Raw genomic sequence first — 24,682 nt, forward strand, 5'->3', positions numbered from 1 at the left:
CTCCATCAACTACCGGCATCCCGCCGCCGAACCCAGCCCTCTTGGACAAGCTGCTGCACCACAAGCCGCATGACTTCAGGATCGACGGCGACACTGAGATGCCCCAGCCCGCCCCCGCGAGCCGCCAGTTCCGCATCGATCAGCTCGTTCTGCACCTTTGTGCATTGGGGCCTTGCCGGCGAGAGAGCATCACCAGGCTCCAGGCGGTACTGGACTGCCAGCCTGACGGTACAGGCCACCTCGGCGGAGCCCCAGGCTTCAAGGAGCACCAAGGTCTCGACCTGGACGCCAGCCTCGCCAAGCCGCTTGGCGAAACGGGCCGCCGCAGGGCCACCGGCCGAATAGCCATAGACCGCGATGGCGGAGGGGCGGGGTTCAAGGCTCAGCAGGTCATCCACGGCTCTGTCCCATTCGCCCGGCCGGTAGATGGAAGCAGGAACGCCGATGCGGCGGATATCCTGCGCCAGCGCATCGGTTCCGGTGGCACGGTGGCTTTCACCGGACCAGTTGAGCCCTGTGAACAGCACCACCTGCCCGACCTCTGGAGAGGCGGCAGGCTGTGGCGCTTCCTGAAAATCGGGAACCACGCTCGCACAGGCCGACAAGGCCGCAAGGATCGCCAAGCCAGGTAGGGTCGGGAAACGCAACAGCATCACGTCTTTCGGCTTTTCACGGCCGTGCCTTTGAGGTGGGCGCCATGAGCCCACGACGTTGCGCTTGAAAGGCCGCCTTCTTCAGCCGCACCCCTGCCCTGCACCCATTCTGCGGGATGAACGCTACCGATTATAGCGGCAGCCCTCCGTAACCACCCAGTAGCGGAAGAGGGTAGGCGACAAAGTATGCCCCCGCACAAAAGCCCAGCATCAGGACCAGCAAAGGCCCGATGACGATCGGCCATGCCCACCAGGATCTGCGGCGGTGCAATGTCCAGGCTGCCGCGGCACCACTGGCAGCCAGGGCCATCGGCGCGAACGAGACCAGCACGCCGGTCCACGAAATCCCACCTGCATCATCGCGCCTGAATGCCGCGAGATCGTGCTGGAAGCCGTACATCATGAGCCCCTGGGCAATGATGCCCAGGAGCAGCAGCAGGTAGATCGCTCTAGTCACGACAGGCTCGTCTTCCTCAACCTCATCCCTACCCTGCCCCATTCTTAGGGATGAGCTCAACGCCGGCGGCTTCTGGAGTGTTCTGAACCTCCTGAGCCGCGCTCCAAGGGGTTCATCATCACGAATGATCACCACTGGCGAACTGGCCAGCATTTGTGGCGTATCAGAGTGCCGGGTGGCCGCCCTCAAGGCTGGGGCGCATCCCCATGGCCGACAATGGCCGGGTGCTCCTTCATGACGCGCTGGTCCAGCAGCCCGCCAAGCCAACTCCGTGCCAGGCCGCAGCCGCCCAGGGCGAAGCAGCCGGCGAAGGTACGCCCTGGAAGATCTACACCCGCCGCTGCCATGCCGACGGGCGCCATGGTTGCACGGTGGCAGTTAGTGAAATGTGCAGCTTGATCCGCATTTGCTCCCGCCGGACCAAGCGCGCTGGTTGCTCAAGGCACCGCCTGAGCCAGCCACTACCAACCACAAAGTGCGGGATTGATTACAGAGTGATCGGCAGAGCGCCGAAAATTCAACAAAAACAAAGAGGAATGGTGTCCCCGGCGGGATTCGAACCCACGGCCCCAGGATTAGGAATCCTGTGCTCTATCCGGCTGAGCTACGGAGACGCCAGCACAGCAAGGTTTAACCCTCCCGCGCCCGCTGGTCCACAGCCCTTCGTTGCACCCTCAGCCGCGCCGGCGGAAACGCTCCACCGCCGCCACCAGGGCCAGGCGCACGCCGGGCTCCAGCGCGGAATGCCCCGCATCCGGGATCACGGTCAGTCGCGCGCGGGGCCAGGCGGCAGTCAGGTCAAAGGCGGATTCCGCCGGGCAAACCATGTCGTAACGCCCCTGGATGATTTCGGCCGGCAGATGCGCGATGCGGTCCATGCCGCCCAGCAGCCCCTCCGGCGGCAGGAACAAGTCATGGGCGAAATAATGCGCCTCGATCCGTGCCAGGCCCAGGGCGGTGCGGTCCTGGGCGAAGCTCGCCACCGTATCCGGGCTCGGCAGCAGGGTGCTGCACATGCCCTCATACTGGCTCCAGGCCCGGGCGGCGGGCAGGTGCAGGGCCGGGTCAGGGTGGCAGAGGCGGCGGAGATAGGCGTTCAGCAGGTCGCCGCGCTCCTCCTCCGGCACATGCTCGGCGAAATCCGCCCAGGCATCGGGGAAGACGCGGCGCAGGCCGTAGAGGAACCACTCCACCTCCTGCCGGCGGCCCAGGAAGACGCCGCGCAGCACGCAGCCCGTCACCCGCTCCGGATGCGCCTGGGCATAGGCCAGGGCCAGGGTCGAGCCCCAGGAACCGCCGAAGAGCATCCATTGCTCAATGCCGAGGAAGCGGCGCAGCGTCTCGATATCGCCCACCAGATGCGGGGTGGTGTTGTCGCGCAGTTCCCCCAGCGGGCGAGAGCGGCCGGCGCCGCGCTGGTCGAAAATGATGATCCGCCAGTGGTGCGGGTCGAAGAAGCGGCGGTGCACCGCCCCCGCCCCCGCCCCCGGCCCCCCATGCAGGAAGAGCACCGGCTGGCCGCGCGGATTGCCCACCTGTTCCCAGTACATGACATGCCCGCCGGAGAGCGGCAGCAGGCCGGTCTCGAAGGGTGCGATATCGGGAAAGAGGTCTCCGCGGGGCATGACGAAGTTTGGCCCGGCCCGCCCTCGGCGTGCAACAGGGTGCTCCGGCAAAGCAGGGCCGCGGATTCTTGCGGCGGAATGTGTACCGCCCCTTCGCGCGGGGCCGCTTCGTCCTTAGTTTAGGAGCATGGCGAGTTCTTCCTCCTCCACCGGGTCAAAGGCCGGGCAGACGGCCGGCCCCGTGCGCTGCGCTGTTTGCGGCGGCGAGAGTCAGCAGCCGCCCTTCCGCCCCGGCCCGCCCGAGCAGGCGCCGGACCTTGACCTGCGCCCGGGCGAGCCCTTGCGCGGCACCATGGCGCGCTGGCTGCAGCAATGCCCGCACTGCGCCTATGCCGCGCCGGATATCGCCCGCGCCCATCCCGCGGCCGCCGAGGCGGTGGCCGCCGCCCCCTTCCGCGCCCTGGTGGCGGAAACCAGCTATCCGCCGCTTGCCCGCCGCTTCCTGGCCTGGGCGCATGTACTGGAGGAAACCGGCGCCCTCCACGCCGGGGCCGAGGCCACGCTGCATGCCGCCTGGGTGGCCGACGACATGAACCGCCCCGACCTCGCCGCCGAATGGCGGCTGGACGCGGTGGCGCTCTGGCGCAGCGGCCCACCGCTGGACGCCGAGCAGACGGTGCGGGTGATCGACGCGCTGCGCCGCGCCGGCGCATGGCCCGATGCCGCCGCCACCGCCGAGGCCCTGGCCGCCACCAACCCGCCGCCCGCCGTGGCGCAGGTGGTGGCGCTGGAGACCAAGCTGATCGCGGCGCAGGATACGGGGCGGCACACCATCGCCTCCGCCATGCCGCCCAGCTACCCACGGCCGCATGTGGCGCAGCAGCGCATCGGGCGCGCCAAATCCGGCGGCGGCTTCCGGGCCTGGCTGGCGCGGCTCTTCAGGCGCGGCGGCTGAGAATCTCTTTGCGGCAGCAAGGCCGCGAGGCCACAGGAAGCCTGCAACAGCCAAGTTTTCGATCAAGCATCATCATGAACAATGGGGCAGAAGAGCTGCCTTGCCATGCTGATGCAGACGCCGCCGCCGCCTTCGGCCGTTGCCAATGACTATAGCGGCTCGTCTTCCGGCGGCTGCTGGACTTCATCTTCTCCCGTGCCGACTGCTCGCTGAACAGCCTGGGCAAGGTCTGGCCACCCACACCCGCACGAGGCTGCCTGGGCGGCTGATGCCGCTGGCTAGCGGCATGTCCCGCCCGCAGGAGCTCATGCCACATGCACCGGCCTCCCGGCACGGCAGGCCTTCTCTGACCCCGGCCAAGGGCTTTCGCCGAGCCGGGCGGCTGCCCTAGCCTCCTTGGCTCGGCGTCTGCCCCCCCTCCGGGCGCAGCGCCATCCAGAAGCTGAGCTGGGAGATGACGCCAGCCCCCGCCAGGATCAGCGCCGCGGCCAGTGCCGGGTCCTGGCCGATACCGGCCAGGGCAGTGCAGATCGCCCCCACCGCCATCTGCGTGAAGCCGTAGAGGCCGGAGGCCGAGCCGATCACCTGCGGGTCCACGCTGATGGCCTGGGTCAGCGCCGCCGGGCTGGCGATGCCCGCCCCCAGCGTGAAGACGAACATTGGCAGGACGGTCCAGAACACGTTCAGCTGCCCCGAAAGCACCATGCCCAGGAAGACGAAGGCCCCCAGCACGCTGACCAGATTGGCCCAGACCAGCACGCGCGTGATCGGCAGCCGCCTCGCCATCAGCCGGCTGGCCACCATGCTGCCCAGCCAGACGCCGGAAATCAGGACAGCGAGGTAGAAGCCCACCTCATGCGCCGGCCGGTGCAGCCTGCCGGTGAAGATGAAGGGGGCCGAGGCCACGAAGGCATACATGGAGGTGGTGGCGCAGCCGCCGCCCACCGCATAGCCCAGGAACACTGGTGAACGGACCAGCCGCAGCGTGTTCCGCGCCAGGGTCGCGCCGCTCTGCACCGTCCGCTGCCCTGTCTCCGGCAGCATCCGCCAGGTGAAGAGGAGGTTGACCACCCCCAGCGCGCAAAGCAGCACGAAGATGGAGCGCCAGCCCGCCAGCTCCGCCAGGGCGGTGCCCAGCAGCGGCGCCAGCCCGGGGCCCAGGGTCACCATCAGGTTCATCAGCGCCAGCCGCTGCGCCGCCTCCTGCGGCCCGGCCAGGTCGCGCACGATGGCACGCCCCAGCACCAGCCCGGCGCAGCCGCCCAGCGCCTGGAACAGCCGCGCCGCGATCAGCGCCTGCACCCCCGGCGCCAGCAGGGCCGCCAGGCCGGAGACGGCGTAAAGCGTCAGCCCCACCATCAAAACCGGGCGGCGCCCGTAGCGGTCGGCCAGCGGGCCATAAACTAGTTGCCCCACCGCCAGCCCCAGGATGTAGAGGCTGATGGTCATCCGCATCGCGCCCGGCCCGGCGCCGAGGTCCTGGCCCGCCAGCGGCAGCGCCGGCACGAAGACATGCATGGCCAGGGTGCCGCTGAAGGTCAGCAGCGCCAGCAGCCAGAGCGGCACGCGCGGGCGCGGCGCCGCTTCCCCGGCCGGCATGGTGGGCTGGGGGGTCATGGCACGGAATCCTCCGGAGCTTCGGCAAGGTTGCGGCAGATGCGGTCCAGGACGCGGCGCGCGGTCTCGATCTCGGCACCGCTCAGGCCGGCGAGGCCATCGCTACCCACGGCGCGGGAAACATCCTCGACCTGCGCCACCAGGGCACGGCCGGCGGGGGTGAGCAGGATGGCGCGGGCGCGGCGGTCCGCTTCTTCCTCCCGCCGCTCGATGAAGCCGGCGGCCTGGAGCGCATCCAGCAACCGCACCACGGAGGAGCCGTCCAGCCCCAGCGAGGCCGCGAGCTCCTTCTGCCGCATCGGCGCCGGGGCGCGGGCCAGGTGCAGCAGCGGCCGCCAGGTGGCCTCGGACAGGCCGAAGGGCTGCAGGCGGCGGTCCACGGCGCGCCGCCATTGCCGCGCGGCCTGCCCCACCAGCATGGCGAGGCTGCCGCGGATCTGTTCGTGTTGCGAGGGCATGGCCTCCACCAGAACGAATGGCGTTCCATTAGTTGGCTTGCCATTCATTAGCTGGCAAAGCAACCGGGAGCAGGCCGGCGCCGCTAGGGTGCGGCGGTTTCCTCCGGCACGGCGACGCGCACCGTTGTCAGGATGGTGGCGCCCAGCGCCAGGAAGACCAGCACGGTGGACATGCCGAGCCGCTGGCTCCCCGTCATGGCCGTCACCGCCGCCAGCGCCGCCGGCCCCAGGAAGCCGGTGATGCGCCCCGACAGCGCGAAAAGCCCGAAATAGGCCGAGACCTCGGCCGGCGGCGCCAGCCTGGCCATGAAGGAGCGGGAGGCCGATTGCGCCGGCCCCATGAACAGCCCCAGCACCAGGGCCAGGGCCCAGAAGGCCGGCTTGCTCTGCACCAGCACCAGCCCGATCCCGATGGCGACAATCGCCCCCAGTGCCACCAGGATGGTGCGCCGCGACCCCAGCCGGTCCTCCACCAGCCCGAAGCCCGCCGCGCCCAGCCCCGCCGTGACATTCAGCGCGATGCCGAACAACAGGATCTCCTCGAACCCCATGCCGAAGACCCCGGCGGCATAGATGGCGCCGAAGGCAAACAGCGTGTTCAGCCCATCGGTGTAGAACAGCCGCGCCAGCAGGAAGCGCGCCATGGCCGGGTGCCGGGGCAGGCCGCGCAGCACCGCCTTGATCTCCGCCAGCCCCCGCCGCGCCGCCGCCGCCCAGCTTGGCCGCGGCCCCTTCGGGTCCGGCAGCGCCACCAGCACCGGCCAGCCGAAGAGCAGCGTCCAGCCAGCGGTCAGCAGCGCGGTGGCGCGGATATGCTCCGCCTGCCCCCGGTCCAGCCCCAGTGGCGAGGGGTCCGGCAGCACGAAGAGCAGCAAGCAGACTCCCAGGCAGGCCAGCCCGCCGGCATAGCCCAGCCCCCAGGCCAGGCCGGAGACACGCCCCAGCCGCTCCGGCGGCGCCACCTGCGGCAGCATGGAATTGTAGAAGACGGTGCCCAGCTCGAAGCCCACCGTGGCCAGCCCGACGCAGGCCAGGGCCCAGAGCGCATCCTCCGGCCGGGGCGCGGCGAACCAGATCAGCCCGGTGAAGACGGCGGTGAAGACCGTGCAGCACAGCAGCATCAGCCGCCGCCGCCCGCCGGCATCCGCCACCGCCCCCAGCACTGGGGAGAGCAGCGCGATGGCGATGCCCGCCAGCGTCTGCATCCACCCCCACATCGCCTGCCCGCTGGCCGGGTCCGGCGCCACGCCCTGCGCGAAATAGGCCGCGATGACAAAGGTGGAGACAACGGTGGGAAAGGCGCTGTTGGCCCAGTCATAGAACGCCCAGGCCCAGGCCTTTCGGGTCATCGGCTGCGATCCTTCGGTGATGCTGCGCGGGAGTGTGCCCCGGTGGGGGGGCGGGCGAAAGGCGGAGCCAGAAGGGGCGCCGCCCCTTCCGGACCTTCCCCGCTGGGGTGACAGGGTCACCCCAGGCCCCGCCATCTGTTTTTCCAGCCTGGGGCGGCATGGTTCCGCCGGAGGCCATCGACCTCCGGCGACTGCGGGTTCAGCCCGCGCGAAATCTAAGATTTTTGCCGCGCCTCAAACCCGCAGCGGGGTCCGGGGTGGACTTTCCACCCCGGCAGGGTGTCCAGAGGGGCGGCGCCCCTCTGGCCCCGGCTGCTTCAGCCCAGCACCCGCCCCAGTTCCCGCACCGCCACCGTCACGGCCGCCAAATCCGGCCGCGCCGATGCTTCCTGCGCCATGCGGGCAGCGGCATCCGCGTCCGGCAACTCGGCGCCGCGCAGGCGGGCCGCCGCCAGCCGCGCCTGCAAGGCGCCCAGGTCGTCCAGCAAGGCCGCCTTGGCCCGCGGGCCGAAGGCGCCCGGCGCATCGGCCTGGCTGGTGGCCTGGCGCAGCGCCGGCAGGTGGAAGGCCTCGCCGGCCGCGTGCCAGGCGGCACCGGCCTCGGCAGGCGCCACGCCGGCGCTGGCGGCCAGCCGCACGATGGCGGGCGCGGCTTCCAGCGAGGGTGCGGCGGCGGCCAGATCGGCCACCGCTTCCGGCAGCCCGGCCTCCCGCAGCGCCTTGGCGGCGGGGGTGGTGGCGGCCTCCCGCGTCGCGGCCTGGGCCAGGGCGGTGATGCCCGGGCGCAGGGTGGCCAGGGTTTCCTCCAGCGGCACCCCGGCCGGCAGGCTCAGCAGGTCCCGGGCCACGGCGGCATGCAGGTGCCGGATGGCCAGGTCGGCGTCGCGCCGCGCGGCGGCGGGGGCCGGCGCCGCATCGGCGGCCTGGGCGGCGGCATCCAGGCCCAGCAAACGGTCGGCCAGGATGGCGGCGCGGGCGGCCTCGGCCGGGCCGGTGCCGCTGGCCAGCCGCGCCAGGGCTGCCGGGCCCAGGCGGTTGGCCACCGTATTCGCCAGGATGGTGGCCAGCAGTTCCCGCCGCAGCCGGTGGTGGGCGATGGCCTCGCCGAATTCCTGTTGCAGCGGCTGCGGGAAATAGGCCTGCAGCAGCGGCGCCAGGGCCGGGTCGTCCGGCAGGCTGCTGTTCTCGATCGCCTCCGTCAGCCAGAGCTTCGTGAAGGGCAGCAGCGCGGCCAGTTCCGGCCGGGTCAGGGCGTCGCCCGTGGCCATGCGGTCGGCCAGGGTGGCGGTATCGGGCAGGCCGGCCACAGCGCGGTCCAGCAGCCCGGCCTGTTCCAGCCGGGTCATCAGCGCGGCCTGGGCGGGCAGGGCCTCGGCACCCGCCGCTTCCTCCAGGCTGACGGCCAGGGACTGCTCGGTATTGTCCCGCAGCACCAGGGCGGCGACCTCGTCCGTCATCTCCCGCAGCAGCGCGTCGCGGCGCTGGGTGGTGATGGCGCCGGCGGCCCGCACATCGGCCAGCAGGATCTTGATGTTCACCTCGTGGTCGGAGGTCGAGACGCCGGCCGAATTGTCCAGCGCGTCGGTGTTCAGCTTCACCCCCTTGCGCGCCGCCTCGATCCGCCCCGCCTGGGTGACGGCGAGATTGGCGCCCTCGCCCAGCACGCGGGCACGCACCTCGTGCCCATCGATGCGGATGGCGTCGTTGGCGCGGTCCCCGGCCTCGGCCTGGCTTTCGGACTGCGCCTTCACATAGGTGCCGATGCCGCCGAAATAGAGCAGGTCCACATTGGCGCGCAGGATGGCGCGCATGACGGTGGCAGGGTCGGGCTTCTGTTCCTCGATGCCCAGCACTTCCCGCGCGCGGTCGGACAGCGGGATGGAGCGCGCGTTGCGGGGATAAACGCCGCCGCCCGCACTGATCTTGCCCGCATCGTAATCGGCCCAGGAGGAACGCGGCAGCGCGAAGAGGCGGGCGCGCTCCTCGTAGCTGGTGGCCGGGTCCGGATCGGGGTCGATGAAGATGTGGCGGTGGTCGAAGGCGGCGATCAGCTTCGTCTGCCTCGAGACCAGCAAGCCGTTGCCGAAGACATCGCCCGACATGTCGCCGACGCCGGTGCAGGTGAAGGGCTCCGCCTGGATGTCATGGCCCAGCTCAGCGAAGTGCCGCGCGATCATCACCCAGGCGCCCTTGGCGGTGATGCCCATGCCCTTGTGGTCGTAGCCCTGGCTGCCGCCGCTGGCGAAGGCATCGTCCAGCCAGAAGCCGTATTCCTGCGCCAGACCATTGGCGATGTCGCTGAAGGAGGCGGTGCCCTTGTCGGCGGCGGCGACGATATAGGGGTCGTCGCCATCGCGCCGCACCACATTGGCCGGCGGGACCACCTCGCTGCCGCGCAGGTTGTCGGTGATGTCCAGCATGCCGCGGATCAGGGTCTTATAGGCGGCGATGCCGGTGGCCATGAAGGCCTCGCGGTCGCTGGCCGGCGGCACGGTGCCCTTCAGAACAAAACCGCCCTTGGCGCCGGTCGGCACGATGACGACGTTCTTCAGCCGCTGCGCCTTCATCAGGCCCAGGATCTCGGTGCGGAAATCCTCCCGGCGGTCGGACCAGCGGATGCCGCCGCGCGCCACGGCGCCGGCCCGCAGGTGGCAGCCTTCCATATGCGGGGCATGGACAAAGATCTCGCGCCAGGGGCGGGGCGCCGGCATCTCGCCGGCGGCGGCGCTGTCGATCTTCAGGGAAAGGTAGGGCTTCTCCTGGTGGAAATTGGTGCGCAGCACCGCATCCAGCACCGTGCGCAGGCGGGACAGGATGCGGTCGGCATCCGGGTCCTCCACCTGCTCCATCAGCGCCGACCATTCAGCCTCGATGGCCTGCTCACGCGCCGCGTCACGCGGGCGGGCGGGGTCGAAGCGGCACTGGAAGAGGTCCACCAGCAGGCGCGCGGCGCGCGGCTCGGCGGCCAGGGCGGCTTCCACCGAGCCCTGGGCGAAGGCGAAGCCCACCTGCTTCAGCCAGCGGAACAGCGCGCGCAGCAGCCAGGCCTCGCGCCAAGTCAGGCCGGCACGGGCCACCAGGCGATTGAAGCCATCGGCCTCGGCGCGGCCTTCCAGCAGGGCGGAAAGCGCCTCCATCAGCGCCGGGAAGCGGCCCTCGGCGAGGTCCGCCCCGGCCTCCAGCGCGAAGACATGCAGCACCACGCGGCTGCCATCCGCCAGCGTCAGGTGATGCGGCGTTTCCTCGATGGCGCGCAGGTCCAGGCTTTCGAAGAGCGGCAGCACATCGGCCAGCGGCAGCGGGCCGCCCGGATTGGCCAGCCGCAGCGACAGGCTGCGCGGCCCGGCGCCGGGCGCGCGTTCCAGCCGCGCGCCGGGATGGCCGCTGGCCAGGGCGGCTTCCGCCATGGCGATATCGGCCACCGCCGTGGTGGCGGCGGTGTGGTTGGCATAGAAGCCCGAGAAGGCCTCGGCCCAGCGCGCCAGGCTCTGGGCGGCGCGGGCCTCGCCCTGCTCGGCGGTCAGCGCCTCGCCCAGCCGGTCGGTGAAGGAGCGGGCGGCCTGCGCCACCGCCGCCTCCAGCAACGCGTCATCGACGCGCGGCACGGCGCCGGGGGTGGTGCCCAGCACGTAATGCACCCGCGCCAGCGGCCCGTCGCCCAGCGCGATGTGGAAGGCGGAAAGCCGCGCCTGGAAGGCCCGCGTCAGGATGCCCGCCACCGTCTCCCGCAGCCGGGTGTCGAAGGTGTCGCGCGGCAGCCAGGCGATGACGGAGATGAAGCGCTCGAAGGGGTCGCGCCGCAGCACCAGCGCGGCGCGCGGGCGGATGGACAGGTCCAGCGCCCGGCGGGCGCCGTCCAGGATGGCGGCTTCCTCGGCCTGGAACAGCTCGTCGCGCGGCCAGGTGTCCAGGATGTTGCGCAGCGCGCGGCCGTCGTGGCTGTCCTCGTCCACCCCGGCGGCGGCCAGGATGCGCTCCACCTTGGCCGAGAGCCAGGGGATGGAGCGCGGGTTGCGATTATAGGCGCTGGCCGCGAAGAGGCCGAGGAAGAGGCGGATGGCCACCACCCGCCCATCGGCGCCGAAGACGCGCGTCGCCACCACATCGGCATGCTGCGGCCGGTGGACGCGGGCGCGCATATTGGCCTTGGCGATGCTCAGCGGCACGCCGTCCTTCAGCTGCGCCAGCACGGCGGCGGGAATGGCGGACAGATCCCGCAGCGTGTCGAAGACCGGCAGGGATTCATCCCGCAGCAGGCCCAGGCCATCCTCGATGGCGACCTGCGGCTCCAGCCGCAGCAGCCGGTGGCCGAGGCAGACGAAATTCTCCTCCGCCATCCAGCGCAGGAAGTTCTGGCCGGCGGCGGCCTCGGGCGCCGAGGCGATCTCGCCCTCGGCCTGCCGCAGCCGCTCGCGGATGGCGGGATAGTCGGTGACGGCCAGCCGCACCTCGGCCATGGCCTGCCGCAGCGCCGCCTCCACCGCCTCCCAGCCCCCGGCGGGGACCTTCTGGTCGCCGGTCAGGCGCACCGGGTTGGGGGCGATCTCCACATGCATCAGGCTCTCGGGCCTGCCTTCCGCGGCGCCGAGCGAGAGCAGCCGGCCCTCGGCATCGCGCCGGGCGCGCAGCACCGGGTGCAGCAGCCGCCGCGCCGTGCGGCCGGAGAGCGCCAGCGCCGCCAGCACGCTTTCCACCAGGAAGGGCATGTCGTCGGTGACGATCTCGGCCAGCGCCGCGCCGCCCCGGCCGGGGCCGGGGGGCAGCAGGCGCAGCTTGGCCTCGCCCGGACGGCGCCGCGCGGCATGGGCGTAGAGGCTGGCGGCGGCGGCGGCCAGGTGCTCGGCCGGCTCGGCCGCCAGCTCGGCGGTGGGCAGGGCCGCCGCCAGGTGATGCAGCAGCAGCACCGCGTCATCCGGCAGCGCCGGGGCCTGCCGGCGCAGCGCCTCGGCGGCCATCCGCAGCAGCTCGGCGCGCGCGCCGCCCTCCGGGCCTGTGCTGCTCGTTCCGTCTGGCATCGCTTTATCCCCTGGCGTCCGTTCTGGTGCGTCCAAGGATCGGCAGGCGAGACGCCGGCTGCAAGCCGTGCCTGTGCCTTTTGCGGTGGATGACTCGTAAATTCATGGCGGGGAGCATTCTCAAAGGGGCGCACGCGACCCTAAGCTGCGAGGCATGAGCATGACGCTGGCCGATATCCTGGCGCCCATCACGCCGGAACAGTTCTTCGCCGAGTATTATGACAAGCAGCCGCTGCACATCCCCGGCAGCCCGGCGAAATTCGCCCAGGTGCTGTCCTGGCGCGGCATCAACCGGCTGCTCGACCAGACGCATATCTGGTCCAGCCAGTCCCTGAAGCTGGTGCGGGAAGGCGTCGCGGTGCCGCCCGAGCAGTATTGCACCCGCGCCACCAGCCGCGACGGCGCCCAGGTGATGCAGCCCGACTCGGCCCTGGTGGCGCAATGGGTGGCGCGCGGCGCCTCCGTCGTCATGAACGACGTGGACAGCCTTTCCCCCGGCCTGGCCAGCGTCTCGGATGCGCTGGAAGGCGCCGGGCTCGGCAAGGCCCAGGCCAATGTCTACATCTCCTGGCAGAGCCACAAGGCCTTCCATTCCCACTTCGACACCCACGATGTCTGGGCCGTGCAGGTGGAAGGGGAGAAGTACTGGAACATCTGGGAAGGCCGCGCCGAATGGCCGATCGCCCACCCCGTGTTCAAGAACCTGGGGCAGGAGCACCACGACCGCGCCAAGGGCAAGCTGCGCGGCAAGGTGCTGGTGAAGACCGGCGACCTGCTCTACCTGCCGCGCGGCTGGTACCACGACGCCCTGGCCGAGGCGCCCACCTCCGTCCACATCGCCTATGGCGTCCATGCCCCGCTGGGGATGGACCTGATGAACATGCTGCTGGAGCGCGCAATCTACGACGCCGCCTTCCGCCAGCCGCTGCCGCGCCAGGATGGAACCGCCGCCGCCCGCTTCGCGTTGACCAGCCGGGCCGCCCAGCTTGGGCAGCGCCTTTCGGAGCTGACGCGGGACCCCAAGGTGATGGACGTGCTGGGCAAGTTCGTGGCCGACTACCGCTACCGCCGCGGCGGCAATGACCTGCTGGCCGCGCGCGGCCTGGCCGAGGCCAGCCCGGCCACGGGCGCCGAGGCCCAGGACGGCGCCACCTTCCGCATCGTCAGCCCCGGCGCCAAGCCGGTGCGGCGCGGCGCCGAATGGCAGCTCAAGGGCCCCAACGCCACCCTGCCCCTGGTCCCCGCCGAGGCCGAGGCCGCCGGCTGGCTGCTGGCCCGCACCGACGTGGCCGAGGCCGAGCTGCATGCCGCCCACCCGGCGGTGGATGCCCCTGCGCTGCTGCAACGACTCACCGGGGCCGGCCTGCTCGTGCCTGCCTGAACAAGGGATATCATGCGCCTCCTGCTTGCCGTCGCGATCGCTTCCCTGCCGCTGCTGGCCGCCACCGCCCAGGCCCAGCCGCGTGATTTCAAGTGCATCGGCGCCGAGCGGCTGGAGGACGATGTCTTCGAGGTGCCCTTCCCCGCCCGCAGCGCCCGCCCGGCCGCCGCCGCCCGTACCCCGGTGGCCGCCGCCGCCGAGCTGGCCAAGGCGGAGCCGGAGCGCAACATCTGCGTCCTCGGCTTCGCCACGCGGGAAGGCGGGCAGTCCAGCGCCACCCAGCTCGCCGCCCGCCGGGCGCGGGAAGTGGCGGAAATGCTCTCGGTCACCCACGGCGTCGCGCGCGACCGCATCCGTGCCGAGGCCCGCAACCCCGGCTTCAGCCGCAGCACCGAGAACCGCGAGGCCCGCAGCGTGACCATCGTGGTGCTGCCGGACCTGGGCACCACCCGCGCCGCGCCGCCGGCGACGGAACGCGCGGCACCGCCCACGCCGGCCCCCGCCGCGCCATCCGCCCCGCCGCGCGCGGCGCCGCCCAGCACCGTGCCGGCCGAACCGCCGGCGGCGACTCCGCCGGCGACGCCGACACCCTGAGGGAAAGGCGGGGCCAGGGCGCGCCCCGCCTCTCCGGGCGGGCGCCACCCCACCCCCCGCCAGCTGTTTTGTGACTGTCGGCTCCGCCAAAGGTCACGGGCCTCCTGCGGCTGCCGGTTCAGCCGGCTTGGCGCCAGCTCATTTCCGCAGAACGCAGGCGCCTGCCGCAAACTTCCTCGGGACCCGCAGCGGGACCAGGGGCACCCGCAGGGGCCGCGTCCCTTCGTCCCCGGTTGTAGTGAACGCAATACCTGCACCTTATGCGTTCTGTTCCAAGCCTTTGTCGTGCTAGCCTGATCTTATTGCTCAGCATCAGACGACCGAGGCCCATGTCCCGCGCTCTTGCCGACCGTCCTGCATCTTCATCCTCGTCTGGTGGCCGGCTGGCCGCCGGGGCCCGGAAGTTTGCCTCCCCCGCCGTCAAGGCCGCGCTGCGCCGCCGTGGGGCGGAAATGGCGGGGCTGGTCCTGGCCGTCGCCGGCGGCGCCCTGCTGGTGGCGCTGGTCAGCTACAACCCGGCGGACCCGTCCCTTTCCACCGCGGCCGAGCGGCCGGTGACCAACCTGGCCGGCCCGGTCGGCGCCATTGTCGCCGACCTGCTGCTGCAGGGCTTCGGCTGGGCCGCGATGCTGCCTTCCGCCGTGGCCCTGGGCTGGGCCTGGCGGCTGGCGACGCACAAGGGCCTGGCGCCCTTCGCCGGGCGGGCGGCGGCGGTACTGGGCGCCCTGCCGCTGCTGGCCGGCGCGCTGCACCTGCTGCCCATGGGCAGCGGCGGGCCGACCCTGGCCGGCCCCGGCGGCGCGATCGGCGAGCTGCTGGCCAATAGCGTGATGAGCACCGCGCAGGGACTGCTCGGCCCGCTGGGCAAGCTGGGCGGGGAAGTGGTGGTGGTGGCCCTGGCGGGCTCGCTGTCCTTCGCCGCCATCGGCGTGCCGCTGCTGGCCTGGATGCAGATGGGCCGCAGCGCCGGCCGCGCGGCACGTGGCGGCGCCGAGCTGACCAGCGGCCTGTTGCGCCGCACCACCGCCGCCACGCCGCCGCAGCCTCACTGGGCCGCGCCGGCGGAGGATGAGCCGGAGGCCGAGCGCGGCCCCAGCATCGGCCGCCGCCTGGCCGCGCCCTTCGCCGCGATGGGCGGTGCCGTGGGCGGGCTCTTCGCCCGCCGGCGGGAAGCGCCCTCGCCACAGCTTTCGGCCATGCTGCGCGCGGCGGATGCCGCCGCCTCCGCCGCCCCGCAGCCAGCCCAGCGCCGCGCGCCCACCCTGTCGCGCGGCCCCGGCCTCTCCTCGCGCGGTCCTGTCGTGATGCCCGCCCCTGGCGAGGAGGACGACGACGATGCGGTGATGCCGCCACCGCCGCCCCGCTCCCGCGCGCATATCGAGGAAGAGGTGGAGGAGCCCGCCTCCCGCCGCATCGTCGCCCGCGCGCCGGAGCCGCAGGCGGCGCGCAAGCCTGCCCGGGTGCCGCAGCCGCTGCCGCAGCCCGAACGCTTCCGCCTGCCGCAGCTCGACCTGCTGCAGGCGCCGCCCACCCGCCGCAACGACGGCCCGAACGAGCAGGCGCTGCAGGACAATGCCCGCCTGCTGGAATCCGTGCTGGAAGACTATGGCGTGCGCGGCCGCATCGTGGAGATCCGCCCCGGCCCGGTGGTCACGCTCTATGAGCTGGAGCCCGCGCCCGGCACCAAGTCCGCCCGCGTCATCGGCCTGGCCGACGACATCGCGCGTTCCATGAGCGTGATGGCGGTGCGCATCGCGACGGTGCCTGGCCGCAACGTCATCGGCATCGAACTGCCGAACGAGCGGCGGGAAACGGTCTATTTCTCCGAGATGATGGCCAGCGCCGAATGGGCCTCCAACACCGCGCGGCTGCCGCTGGTGCTGGGCAAGGACATCGGCGGCTCCCCGGTCATCGCCGACCTCGCGCGCATGCCGCACCTGCTGATCGCCGGCACCACCGGCTCGGGCAAGTCGGTCGGCATCAACACCATGATCCTGTCGCTGCTCTACCGCTTCAGCCCGGATGAGTGCCGCTTCATCATGATCGACCCGAAGATGCTGGAACTCTCGGTCTATGACCGCATCCCGCATCTGCTGGCCCCGGTCGTGACCGAGCCGCCCAAGGCCATCGGCGCGCTGAAGTGGACGGTGCGGGAAATGGAGCGCCGCTACCGCGCCATGTCGCAGCTCGGCGTGCGCAACATCGGCGGCTACAACGACAAGGTGAATGCCGCGCGCGGCAAGGGCGAGGTGCTGACCCGCCGCGTGCAGACCGGCTTCGACCCCGACACCGGCCGCCCCGTCTTCGAGGACCAGCCGCTGGCGCTGGAGCCGCTGCCGATGATTGTCGTGGTCATCGACGAGATGGCCGACCTGATGATCGTGGCGGGCAAGGAGATCGAGGCCGCCGTGCAGCGCCTGGCGCAGATGGCGCGTGCCGCCGGCATCCATGTCATCATGGCCACGCAGCGGCCTTCGGTGGATGTCATCACCGGCACCATCAAGGCCAACTTCCCGACCCGCATCTCCTTCCAGGTGACCAGCAAGATCGACAGCCGCACCATCCTGGGCGAGATGGGCGCCGAGCAGCTGCTCGGCCAGGGCGACATGCTGCACATGGCCGGCGGCGGCCGCGTGGCCCGCGTCCACGGCCCCTTCGTCTCGGACGCCGAGGTGGAGCGCGTGGTGGAATTCCTGCGCGAGCAGGGCGAGCCCGCCTATATCGAGGAAGTCACCGAAAGCGACGAGGAAGCGGGCGGCGATTCCGGCATGTCCGGCATCGCCGGTGCGTCCGACGGCGAGAAGGGCCTCTTCGACCAGGCGGTGGCGCTGGTGACGCGGGAAGGCAAGGCCTCGACCTCCTTCATCCAGCGGCACCTGTCCATCGGCTACAACCGCGCCGCCAAGCTGATCGAGCAGATGGAGAAGGAAGGCATCGTCGGGCCAGCCAACCATGTCGGCAAGCGCGAGGTTCTCGCGCGGCGGAGCGACATGGACGACTGAGAAAAGGCTGGGGAATGAATTCCCCAGACCCCATCTTCTTTCTGCCGGTTTGGCTTCGGGCTTCGAGGCCGGAAGGGGTTCCTGAAATGGGGCCCCTTTTCTTTTGAAAGCTGAACCCACTCCCGGGAAAAACTCGAAGAAAAAAGATGGGGATCCCAGGGGAATTCATTCCCCCGGCCTTTCCTTATCCCGGCGCCGGTGAAGAGAAGGGCTTGTCCTTGTCCACCACATAGGTCGCGAAGAAACGCGTGGCCTCGGTCGCCCGGCCGCTATGCGGCACGCCGGCTGGCACCAGGAAGCTGTCGCCGCCCTTCAGATGCAGCGTTTCCTGGCCCTCGATGTCCAGGTCCATCGCGCCGCTGATGATGTAGGTGGCCTCGTGCCCCTGGTGGGTGTGGCGGGGGATCGCCGATTGCGGCTCCACCTCCACCATCATCTGGATGGTGACGTAGTTGGTGCCGGGCAGCGGCTCCTGCTTCAGCGTCGTGCGCTTGACACCAGGGGCCTGGGCCGAGGCCGGTGCCGCCACCAGCCCCAAGGCAGCGCAAAGGGCGCAGCCGCCAAAGATCCTGCGGGTGATCATGCCGGTCCTCCTGTTTCTGGGCACCGGCATTGCAGCAGGATCCGGCGTGGCTGGCAGCATCTGGCTTCGGTTCCCCCGTTCTTGTCATCGCCGCCCCGGCTTTCCCCTGCCGCCATCAGCGCATAGGCTCCCGCGCAGCAGCACAGGGGAGATGCGCCATGGCGGATGGCCGGCTTTTCATCGGGACCAAGATGTATTCCTCCTGGTCCTTGCGCGGCTGGCTGGCCGTGCATCTGGCCGGGCTGGATGTGGAGGAGGTGGTGATCCCGCTGGCGGGCGGCGCCACGGCGGCGGTGAAGGAGGCCACGCCCTCGGGCACCGTGCCTTACCTGGAGCATCGCGGCGCCAAGGTCTGGGAAAGCCTCGCCATCGTGGAATATTGCGCCGAATTCGCGCCGCATCTCTGGCCGGCGGACCGCGCTGCCCGCGCCTGGGCGCGCTCCATCGCCGCCGAGATGCATGCCGGCTTCCGCCCGCTGCGGCAGAACATGCCCATGACCATCCTGAACACCCGCGCCGGAGAGGGCGCGACGCCCGAGGCCATGGCCGATGTGGCACGCATCGACGCCATCTGGCAGGCGGCGCTGGAAGCTTCCGGCGGGCCTTTCCTCTTCGGGGCGGAGATGGGCGCGGCGGATGTGATGTATGCGCCCGTGGTCTGCCGCTTCCTGACCTGGCGCCCTGCCGTCTCGACGGCGGCGCAGGCCTATATGCAGGCGGTGCGGGCGCATCCGCTGATGCAGCGCTGGTACGCCGAGGCTGCCGCCGAGCCCGCCGAATGGCGCCTGGCAAAATACGAGGCGCCGCAGCAGTGAGCGCCGCCTCGCTCGACCATGTCGGGTTTTGCACCGACCAGCCCGAGGCGCTCTGGGCGGCCTATGAGCGGCTCGGCTTCACGCTGACGCCGGTGGCGCGGCAATCCGGCCCGCGCAGGCCCGGCGCGCCGGTGGAGCGGCTGGGCACCGGCAACCGCTGCGCCATGCTGCGCCACGGCTATGTGGAACTGCTGGGCATTCTGGACCCGGCCCTATTCGACAACAACGTCGGCCGCTTCGTCGCACGCTATCGCGGGCTGCATATCCTGGCCTTCGGGGTGGAGGACGCGGAAGCCGAGCTGCCGCGCCTGCGCGCCGCCGGGCTGGATATCCCGGCCGTGGCGCCCCTGCAGCGCCCGGTGGACGACAGCGCGCCGGATGGCCCGCTGGCCCGCTTCTCCCGCCTGCCGGTGCCGGATGCGCCGGAAGGGCGGCTGCAACTGATCCAGCACCACACACCGGAGCTGCTGTGGCAGGAGCAGTGGATGCGCCATGCCAATGGCGCCGTGGCGCTGGAAGCCGCCATCCTGGCCTCCCCCACCCCGGCGGAGACCGCCGCGCGGCTGTCCCGCCTGACCGGCGCGGTGCTGGAGCCAGACCCGGCGGGCGGCTTCGCGCTGCCGCTGCCACAGGGCCGGGTGCGCATCCTGCCGCCCGAGGCGCTGGCGGCGGTGTTGCCGGGCGTGGCGGCGCCCACCCTGCCCTTCATCGCCGGATATGTGCTGCGCACCGAGGACGGCGCCGCCGCCGCCGCCCGCATCCTCCAGGGGCTCGACACCCGCCCGGCGCCGGAAGGGCTGATGGTGCCGCCAGAGCTGGCCGGCGGCGCCGCGCTGGTCTTCGCATGAGCACGGCTTCGGCCATCGGCCATTCGCTGCGGACCTATTACGCCCCCGGCCGGGCGGCGGCGCTGGATGCCTTCCAGGCCCGCTTCCTGGGCGCGGGCGAGCTGGGCTTCGACATCGGCGCCCATGTCGGGGACCGCACCGCCAGCTTCCGCCGGCTCGGTGCCCGCGCCGTGGCGGTGGAGCCGCAGCCGCGGCTGGCCCGGCTGCTGCGCCTGCTGTTCGGGCGGGATGCCGGCGTCACCCGCGTCGCCGCCCTGGTCGGCGACCAGGCGGGGGAAGCGACGCTGCGGCTGAACCGCGCCAACCCCACCGTCGCCACGGCCTCCGAGGCCTTTCTCGCCGCCGCCGCCGGTGCGCCGGGCTGGGAAGGGCAGCACTGGGACGATGCCGTCACCCTGCCCGTCACCACCCTTGATGCCCTGGCGGCGGCGCATGGGGCGCCGGAATTCATCAAGATCGACGTGGAAGGCTTCGAGGCCCAGGCGCTGGCCGGCCTTTCCCGCCCGGTGCGGGCCCTGTCCTTCGAGTTCACGCTGATCCAGCGCGACGTGGCGCTGGACGCGCTGCGTATCGTCGAAGGCCTGGGCCCTTACAGCTTCAATGCCTGCCTGGGGGAGGAGATGCGCTTCGCCCTGCCCGCCCCCGCCCATGCCGGCACCCTGGCCCGCTGGCTGGAAGCCCTGCCGCCCGAGGCCAATAGCGGCGACATCTATGCCAGCCTGGACCCCGCCCGCCTGCAACCCTGAGCCCCGCGCGCGGCGCAGCCCGCGCATCGTTTGACGCCCGCCTGCCCCTATGGCCTAAGCCGCAGCCTGATCACCGGAAGCGGGAGCCCCGGGCCGGGCCCGACCGCCCGGCGGGGATGCCCGGAAGGGCGGCGCCCGCCGGCCTGGCCTTCCCGCCAAGAGAGCCCCATGACCGCCCAAGCCATCCTGGAACACCTCGTCTTCGGCGCCAGCCTGGCCGCATTGTCCGCGCTGCTGGTGCGGCTGATGATCGCCTTTCCCATCCTGGACCACCCGGACCACCGCAAGGCGCATGTCCACCCCACCCCCAAGGGCGGCGGCATCGGCATCGTCGCGGCCTTCATGGCGGGGATGCTGGCGCTCTTCCTGACGGCGCAATTCGCCCGCGTCGCGGACCGGCAGTTCATCGGCGTCATCCTCGCCGCCCTGGCCATCGCCGCCCTGGCCCTGGCCGATGACGTGAAGAACTTCCGCTTCGTGGTGAAGCTGGGCGCCCAGGCCCTGGCGGCCCTGGTGGCGGTGGCCAGCGGCCTCACGGTCAGCAAGCTGGCGCTGCCCTGGATCGGCGTGGTGGAGCTGGGCTGGCTCGGCCCCGCGCTGACGCTGTTCTGGATCGTCGCCTGCACCAATGCCGTGAACTTCATGGACGGGCTGGATTCCCTGGTGGGCAGCGTCACGCTGATCACCTGCACCGTGCTGGCGGTGCTGGCGGGGGCGCAGGGCGGCTGGTTCCTCTACGCCGCCTGCCTGATCCTGGGCGCCGGCATCCTGGGCTTCCTGCCCTTCAACCTGCCGCCCGCCCGCATCTTCATGGGCGATGTCGGCAGCCAGTTCCTGGGCTTCATCCTGGCGGTGCTGGGCGTCGCCGCTGCGCGCTTCGATGCCGCGCAGCTCTCCTTCCTGCTGGTGCCGCTGCTGCTCTTCGCGCTGCTCTTCGACACCGGCTTCACCCTGCTCCGCCGCGCCTGGATGGGGGAGCGGGTCAGCACGCCCCACCGCACCCACCTGTACCAGATGGCGCAGCGCAGCGGCATGTCCGTGCCGGCCGTGGCCGCCACCCATGCCGGCTTCGCGCTGTTCCAGGGCGCCCTGGCCCTGAGCTTCGCCGGCCTGCCCGGCTGGGCCAAGCCGCTGGTCATCCTGCCGCCGCTGGCGGTGCAGCTGCTCTGGCTAGCCTATGTGGTGCGACGCGTCCGCCGCGCCGGGCTCAGCTGGAAGGCGGGTTGACCACCTCCACCCAGAGCGGCCCCGGCGGGCCGATCCATTGCTCAGAACGGTAGATCCCGCCCGTCTCCGGGTCCGCCCAGAAACGGTTCACAAAACTCTCCCCGCTGCCCCGGCAGCGTTCCGTGATCAGCAGGACCGGCGGCGCCTGCACCCCATCCGTCAGGCCACCGCGCAGCCGGCAGTTCAGCGACAGCCCGAAGCGCATCCCCTCCGGCGAGCGGTCGGACCGCATCAGGTCCACCTGCCGCCGCGAGGCCACCTCCCGCCCCAGCAACTGCAAGGGCTCGTCCAGCGGGTCCGGGCCATCCAGCCGCGTCGCCGCCAGCCAGTCCCGCAACCCGGCGGTGGCCACCACCCGGGCGCCATCCGTCGCCACCACCATGCCGCCAGGGCTGCGCCACATGCGGTTCTCGCCACTCTGCTGCGCCAGCACCGCCACCACGGCCCGGCTGCCCCAGCGCAGGTGCAGCGCCGGCTCCCCCGCCGCGGCGGCCTGAGCGGAGGCGGGAACTTCCTCCGCCTCGGCCTCCGGCATGGATGTGGCCAAGCCCAGCGTTTCCGCCCCGGGGATGCCTGAAAGGTCCGGCAGCCAGGAGGTGCAGGCGGGAAGCAGCAGAAGAGCCAGGACAGGCAGGGCGTGGCGCATGATAGGCATGCTACGCGATCACGTGGCCGTGATCATGGTCTATTTGCGGCTGCCGAGACTGGGGGCGCCGCCCCCAGGCCCCCGCCGGGGGTGGAAAGTCCACCCCGGACCCCGCTGCGCGTTTTCAGCGCCAGGTCCGGACGCTGTGCTTGTCATTTCTCAGTAAGGCCGCACGGGCTGAAGCCGCGGTCGCCGAAGGTCCATGACCCTCGGCGGCACCACCCCGCCACCCGAAAAGAATGGCGGGGTCTGGGGTGACACTGTCACCCCAGCGGGGGTCCCAAGGGGGCGGCGCCCCCTTGGCCCCGGCCGCCGCCCAGCTTATCCCTGGCGGATCATGACCTCCCTCCGCATCGTCACCTGGAACATCAACTCCGTCCGCCTGCGCCTGCCCTTGCTGGCGGATCTGGTGCGGGACATGGCGCCAGACGTCATCTGCCTGCAGGAGACCAAGTGCCCCGACGAATTCTTCCCGCATGATGGAACCGAGGCGCTCGGCTTCCCGTATCGCGCCATGCGGGGGATGAAGGGCTACAACGGCGTCGCCGTGCTTTCCCGCGTGCCTTTCACGGTGCGGCACGACGACCCGAACTGGTGCGGCAAGGGAGATTGCCGGCACCTGGGCGTCGATCTCGATGTGCCGGGCGGGCTGGAGCTGCACGATTTCTACGTGCCTGCCGGCGGTGACATCCCGGACCGCGAGGTCAATCCGAAATTCGCCCATAAGCTGGACTTCATCGCCGAGGCCACGGCCTGGAACCGCGGGCGCGGGCCGACGCGCCGCTCCGTGCTGGTGGGGGACCTGAACATCGCGCCGCTGGAGCATGATGTCTGGAGCCACAGGCAGATGATGAAGATCGTCTCCCACACCCCGGTGGAGGTGGAGGCGCTGACCGGCTGGCAGCAGGCCGGCGAATGGCGCGACGCCATCCGCCACATGCTGCCGGAGCCGCAGAAGGTCTATACATGGTGGTCCTACCGCGCGAAGGACTGGGCGGCGGCGGACAAGGGCCGGCGGCTGGACCATGTCTGGGTCAGCGACGACCTGGTGGGTAAGCTCTCGGGCCATCAGATCCACAAGCCGGCGCGCGGCTGGACCCAGGCCAGCGACCATGTGCCGGTGCTGGTGGAGCTGAAGCTCTAGCCCTTTCCGGCCTGCCGCAGCAGCGCCGCGCGGGCGGCGGGCAGTTCGGCCGTGCTGCGCAGGCGCAGCACGGAAAGGTGGGGATATTCGCCGCCGGCCAGCAGCGCCTCCAGCTCCCGCCGCCGTGGCGCCCATTGCCGCCAGGCGTAGCGGATGGGGTGGCCGGGCTCCAGCAGGTTGCGCCAGTGCTCGCGGTTGCCGTTCCAGAGTTCCCGCCCGCTCAGCGCCCGCAGCAGGGAGCGGCGGATGACGCGGGTCATGATCACCGGCCGCCCGTAATCCAGCCAGACCAGATGCGTGGCGCGGCCCCAGAGCAGCGGCCGCACGGCGCGGTAGTTGCCGTCCGCTACCCAGGCGGGGCCGGCGGTGGCGGCTTCCACCCGCGCGGCGAAGGCGGCGGGGCTGGCCATGGTCCAGCCGGGCTCCCAGTAGAGCGCGTCCAGCTCCACATGCGGCACGCCGAGGCCCTGGGCCAGTTGCGCCGCCAGGGTGCTCTTGCCCGCGCCGGAAATGCCGATCACGACGATGCGCATGGCAGGCACCCTCCTTGCACGGCGGCTTAGCCGATGCGCCGCTGGCCGTGCCAGCCTGCCCGGCTTGCATCGCCGCGACCGATCAGGCAATGTTATGATATAACATGACAGGAGCATTCCTCATGCAACGCCGCCACCTGCTGGCCCTGCCCCTGGCCATGCCCTTCCTCAGCCGCGCGGCCCAGGCCCAGGGCACGGTGCCGGTGGTCGCCTCCTTCTCCATCCTGGGCGACATGGTGCGGCAGATCGGCGGCGAGCGGGTGGCGCTGCGCGTCATCGCCGGGCCGGATGTGGATGCGCACAGCTTCCAGCCCCGCCCCGCCGATGCCGAGGCGGTGCGCGGCGCCCGGCTGGTGGTGCGCAACGGGCTGGGCTTCGATGCCTGGCTGGACCGGCTGGTGCGCTCCGCTGGCTATCGCGGCCCGGTGGCGACCGCCAGCGAGGGCATCACGCCCCGCGCGCTGGAGGACAGCCACGGCCACAACCATGGCCACGCGCAGGACCCGCATGCCTGGCAGGACCTGCGGCACGGGCAGAGCTATGTCCGCACCATCGCCGCTGCCCTGGCGGCGGCCGATCCCGAGGGCGCCGAAGGCTACCGCATGCGGGCGGAAGCCTATCTCGCCCGGCTGGCGGCGCTGGATGGCTGGGTGCGGCAGCAGATCGCCACGGTGCCGGAGCCACGGCGGCAGGTCGTCACCAGCCACGATGCCTTCGGCTATTTCGCCGCCGCCTATGGCGTGCGCTTCCTGGCGCCGCAGGGCATCAGCACCGACAGCGAGCCTTCGGCGGCCGAGGTGGCGCGGCTGATCCGCCTGCTGAAGCGGCAGAACATCACCGCCCTGTTTCTGGAGAACATGGCCAATCCCGCCACGCTGCGGCGCCTGGCGGCCGAGGCGGGGGTCACCGTGCGCGGCCAGCTCTATGCCGATGCGCTGTCCCGCCCCGACGGCCCGGCGCCGGATTACGAGGCGATGTTCCGCCACAACCTCGGCCTGCTGGTGCCGGCCATGAAGGGCGAGGGCTGAACCAGCCCCACAGGCAGAGCGCGAGCCGCCCTGCCGGCCCGCTTCTCAGCAGCGGCCATGGCAGCC

21 protein-coding genes and 1 tRNA gene are annotated in these 24,682 nt (G+C 71.5%); 10 read left to right on the plus strand and 12 right to left on the minus strand.

Annotation, left to right across the window (positions count from 1 at the left end; all coding sequences use genetic code 11):
- Window positions 1–5: 5 nt before the first annotated feature.
- From EBE87_RS01725 to pip, 5 genes are all read right to left on the minus strand, one after another.
- Window positions 6–587, minus strand: coding sequence for a hypothetical protein (locus tag EBE87_RS01725; protein ID WP_147426089.1), 582 nt, complete (start codon window positions 585–587; stop codon window positions 6–8).
- A gap of 196 nt (window positions 588–783) precedes the next feature.
- Window positions 784–1,110: a hypothetical protein gene (locus tag EBE87_RS01730; protein WP_147426088.1), complete on the minus strand. Its 327-nt coding sequence runs from the start codon at window positions 1,108–1,110 to the stop codon at window positions 784–786.
- A 185-nt stretch (window positions 1,111–1,295) separates the two neighbouring features.
- On the minus strand, window positions 1,296–1,457 hold the full coding sequence (locus EBE87_RS28915) for a hypothetical protein (protein ID WP_158600912.1): 162 nt from the start codon (window positions 1,455–1,457) through the stop codon (window positions 1,296–1,298).
- Between the two features lie 190 nt (window positions 1,458–1,647).
- A tRNA-Arg gene (locus EBE87_RS01735) sits at window positions 1,648–1,724 on the minus strand.
- A 60-nt stretch (window positions 1,725–1,784) separates the two neighbouring features.
- Window positions 1,785–2,735, minus strand: a complete 951-nt coding sequence (gene pip, locus EBE87_RS01740; protein ID WP_120638877.1) for a prolyl aminopeptidase — start codon at window positions 2,733–2,735, stop codon at window positions 1,785–1,787.
- 127 nt (window positions 2,736–2,862) lie between these two features.
- On the opposite strand from pip, the gene EBE87_RS01745 reads away from it, so the two are divergent.
- Entirely contained in the window at window positions 2,863–3,630 is a 768-nt protein-coding gene (locus tag EBE87_RS01745; RefSeq protein WP_120638876.1) for a hypothetical protein, read from the plus strand.
- Window positions 3,631–4,017: 387 nt separating this feature from the next.
- Here the strand turns inward: EBE87_RS01745 and EBE87_RS01750 are convergent, their stop codons facing one another.
- From EBE87_RS01750 to EBE87_RS01765, 4 genes are all read right to left on the minus strand, one after another.
- Complete coding sequence (locus EBE87_RS01750) at window positions 4,018–5,247, minus strand: multidrug effflux MFS transporter (RefSeq protein ID WP_120638875.1); 1,230 nt, start codon at window positions 5,245–5,247, stop codon at window positions 4,018–4,020.
- Window positions 5,244–5,705, minus strand: a complete 462-nt coding sequence (locus tag EBE87_RS01755) for a MarR family winged helix-turn-helix transcriptional regulator (RefSeq protein WP_199707461.1) — start codon at window positions 5,703–5,705, stop codon at window positions 5,244–5,246. Before EBE87_RS01755 ends, EBE87_RS01750 begins: the two co-directional genes overlap by 4 nt.
- A gap of 83 nt (window positions 5,706–5,788) precedes the next feature.
- On the minus strand, window positions 5,789–7,054 hold the full coding sequence (locus EBE87_RS01760; protein ID WP_120638874.1) for an MFS transporter: 1,266 nt from the start codon (window positions 7,052–7,054) through the stop codon (window positions 5,789–5,791).
- A gap of 317 nt (window positions 7,055–7,371) precedes the next feature.
- Window positions 7,372–12,069 (minus strand): NAD-glutamate dehydrogenase, encoded by a 4,698-nt coding sequence (locus EBE87_RS01765; protein WP_122139836.1) that lies wholly within the window; start codon window positions 12,067–12,069, stop codon window positions 7,372–7,374.
- Between the two features lie 154 nt (window positions 12,070–12,223).
- Between EBE87_RS01765 and EBE87_RS01770 the strand changes: the two genes are divergently transcribed.
- The 3 genes from EBE87_RS01770 to EBE87_RS01780 all read left to right on the plus strand — a co-directional run bounded on the left by EBE87_RS01770 (window position 12,224) and on the right by EBE87_RS01780 (window position 17,046).
- Entirely contained in the window at window positions 12,224–13,450 is a 1,227-nt protein-coding gene (locus EBE87_RS01770) for a cupin domain-containing protein (RefSeq protein ID WP_120641225.1), read from the plus strand.
- 12 nt (window positions 13,451–13,462) lie between these two features.
- The gene (locus EBE87_RS01775; RefSeq protein ID WP_122139837.1) at window positions 13,463–14,044 is read left to right on the plus strand and encodes an OmpA family protein; all 582 of its coding nucleotides are present in this window, start codon (window positions 13,463–13,465) and stop codon (window positions 14,042–14,044) included.
- A gap of 329 nt (window positions 14,045–14,373) precedes the next feature.
- On the plus strand, window positions 14,374–17,046 hold the full coding sequence (locus EBE87_RS01780; RefSeq protein WP_199726483.1) for a DNA translocase FtsK: 2,673 nt from the start codon (window positions 14,374–14,376) through the stop codon (window positions 17,044–17,046).
- Window positions 17,047–17,230: 184 nt separating this feature from the next.
- Here EBE87_RS01780 and EBE87_RS01785 read toward each other — a convergent pair whose 3' ends face one another.
- Window positions 17,231–17,629 (minus strand): cupin domain-containing protein, encoded by a 399-nt coding sequence (locus EBE87_RS01785; RefSeq protein WP_120639287.1) that lies wholly within the window; start codon window positions 17,627–17,629, stop codon window positions 17,231–17,233.
- A gap of 158 nt (window positions 17,630–17,787) precedes the next feature.
- On the opposite strand from EBE87_RS01785, the gene EBE87_RS01790 reads away from it, so the two are divergent.
- The 4 genes from EBE87_RS01790 to EBE87_RS01805 all read left to right on the plus strand — a co-directional run bounded on the left by EBE87_RS01790 (window position 17,788) and on the right by EBE87_RS01805 (window position 21,265).
- On the plus strand, window positions 17,788–18,444 hold the full coding sequence (locus EBE87_RS01790) for a glutathione S-transferase family protein (protein ID WP_120639286.1): 657 nt from the start codon (window positions 17,788–17,790) through the stop codon (window positions 18,442–18,444).
- Window positions 18,441–19,292, plus strand: a complete 852-nt coding sequence (locus EBE87_RS01795; protein ID WP_120639285.1) for a VOC family protein — start codon at window positions 18,441–18,443, stop codon at window positions 19,290–19,292. Before EBE87_RS01790 ends, EBE87_RS01795 begins: the two co-directional genes overlap by 4 nt.
- Window positions 19,289–20,038: an FkbM family methyltransferase gene (locus tag EBE87_RS01800; protein WP_120639284.1), complete on the plus strand. Its 750-nt coding sequence runs from the start codon at window positions 19,289–19,291 to the stop codon at window positions 20,036–20,038. Before EBE87_RS01795 ends, EBE87_RS01800 begins: the two co-directional genes overlap by 4 nt.
- Before the next feature lie 168 nt (window positions 20,039–20,206).
- Entirely contained in the window at window positions 20,207–21,265 is a 1,059-nt protein-coding gene (locus tag EBE87_RS01805) for a glycosyltransferase family 4 protein (RefSeq protein ID WP_120639283.1), read from the plus strand.
- Here the strand turns inward: EBE87_RS01805 and EBE87_RS01810 are convergent.
- Entirely contained in the window at window positions 21,246–21,911 is a 666-nt protein-coding gene (locus tag EBE87_RS01810; RefSeq protein ID WP_120639288.1) for a YjbF family lipoprotein, read from the minus strand. The two genes, EBE87_RS01805 and EBE87_RS01810, sit on opposite strands and share 20 nt — an antisense overlap.
- A 337-nt stretch (window positions 21,912–22,248) precedes the next feature.
- On the opposite strand from EBE87_RS01810, the gene EBE87_RS01815 reads away from it, so the two are divergent.
- Window positions 22,249–23,055, plus strand: a complete 807-nt coding sequence (locus tag EBE87_RS01815) for an exodeoxyribonuclease III (RefSeq protein ID WP_120639282.1) — start codon at window positions 22,249–22,251, stop codon at window positions 23,053–23,055.
- Here the strand turns inward: EBE87_RS01815 and EBE87_RS01820 are convergent.
- The gene (locus tag EBE87_RS01820) at window positions 23,052–23,588 is read right to left on the minus strand and encodes a P-loop NTPase family protein (RefSeq protein WP_120639281.1); all 537 of its coding nucleotides are present in this window, start codon (window positions 23,586–23,588) and stop codon (window positions 23,052–23,054) included. The two genes, EBE87_RS01815 and EBE87_RS01820, sit on opposite strands and share 4 nt — an antisense overlap.
- Window positions 23,589–23,710: 122 nt before the next feature.
- Between EBE87_RS01820 and EBE87_RS01825 the strand changes: the two genes are divergently transcribed.
- Window positions 23,711–24,616, plus strand: a complete 906-nt coding sequence (locus EBE87_RS01825) for a metal ABC transporter solute-binding protein, Zn/Mn family (protein ID WP_120639280.1) — start codon at window positions 23,711–23,713, stop codon at window positions 24,614–24,616.
- The last annotated feature ends 66 nt before the right edge of the window (window positions 24,617–24,682 follow it).

The organism is Teichococcus wenyumeiae (assembly GCF_003696345.1).
Classification (GTDB): domain Bacteria; phylum Pseudomonadota; class Alphaproteobacteria; order Acetobacterales; family Acetobacteraceae; genus Pseudoroseomonas; species Pseudoroseomonas wenyumeiae.

Bases quoted from the DNA above. Each gene is read 5' to 3' on its own strand.
- EBE87_RS28915 (WP_158600912.1), bottom strand. From the start codon at position 1,457: ATGGCAGCGGCGGGTGTAGATCTTCCAGGGCGTACCTTCGCCGGCTGC.
- pip (WP_120638877.1), bottom strand. From the start codon at position 2,735: ATGCCCCGCGGAGACCTCTTTCCCGATATCGCACCCTTCGAGACCGGC.
- EBE87_RS01745 (WP_120638876.1), top strand. From the start codon at position 2,863: ATGGCGAGTTCTTCCTCCTCCACCGGGTCAAAGGCCGGGCAGACGGCC.
- EBE87_RS01750 (WP_120638875.1), bottom strand. From the start codon at position 5,247: ATGACCCCCCAGCCCACCATGCCGGCCGGGGAAGCGGCGCCGCGCCCG.
- EBE87_RS01755 (WP_199707461.1), bottom strand. From the start codon at position 5,705: ATGCCCTCGCAACACGAACAGATCCGCGGCAGCCTCGCCATGCTGGTG.
- EBE87_RS01760 (WP_120638874.1), bottom strand. From the start codon at position 7,054: ATGACCCGAAAGGCCTGGGCCTGGGCGTTCTATGACTGGGCCAACAGC.
- EBE87_RS01765 (WP_122139836.1), bottom strand. From the start codon at position 12,069: ATGCCAGACGGAACGAGCAGCACAGGCCCGGAGGGCGGCGCGCGCGCC.
- EBE87_RS01770 (WP_120641225.1), top strand. From the start codon at position 12,224: ATGAGCATGACGCTGGCCGATATCCTGGCGCCCATCACGCCGGAACAG.
- EBE87_RS01775 (WP_122139837.1), top strand. From the start codon at position 13,463: ATGCGCCTCCTGCTTGCCGTCGCGATCGCTTCCCTGCCGCTGCTGGCC.
- EBE87_RS01780 (WP_199726483.1), top strand. From the start codon at position 14,374: ATGTCCCGCGCTCTTGCCGACCGTCCTGCATCTTCATCCTCGTCTGGT.
- EBE87_RS01785 (WP_120639287.1), bottom strand. From the start codon at position 17,629: ATGATCACCCGCAGGATCTTTGGCGGCTGCGCCCTTTGCGCTGCCTTG.
- EBE87_RS01790 (WP_120639286.1), top strand. From the start codon at position 17,788: ATGGCGGATGGCCGGCTTTTCATCGGGACCAAGATGTATTCCTCCTGG.
- EBE87_RS01800 (WP_120639284.1), top strand. From the start codon at position 19,289: ATGAGCACGGCTTCGGCCATCGGCCATTCGCTGCGGACCTATTACGCC.
- EBE87_RS01805 (WP_120639283.1), top strand. From the start codon at position 20,207: ATGACCGCCCAAGCCATCCTGGAACACCTCGTCTTCGGCGCCAGCCTG.
- EBE87_RS01810 (WP_120639288.1), bottom strand. From the start codon at position 21,911: ATGCGCCACGCCCTGCCTGTCCTGGCTCTTCTGCTGCTTCCCGCCTGC.
- EBE87_RS01815 (WP_120639282.1), top strand. From the start codon at position 22,249: ATGACCTCCCTCCGCATCGTCACCTGGAACATCAACTCCGTCCGCCTG.
- EBE87_RS01820 (WP_120639281.1), bottom strand. From the start codon at position 23,588: ATGCGCATCGTCGTGATCGGCATTTCCGGCGCGGGCAAGAGCACCCTG.
- EBE87_RS01825 (WP_120639280.1), top strand. From the start codon at position 23,711: ATGCAACGCCGCCACCTGCTGGCCCTGCCCCTGGCCATGCCCTTCCTC.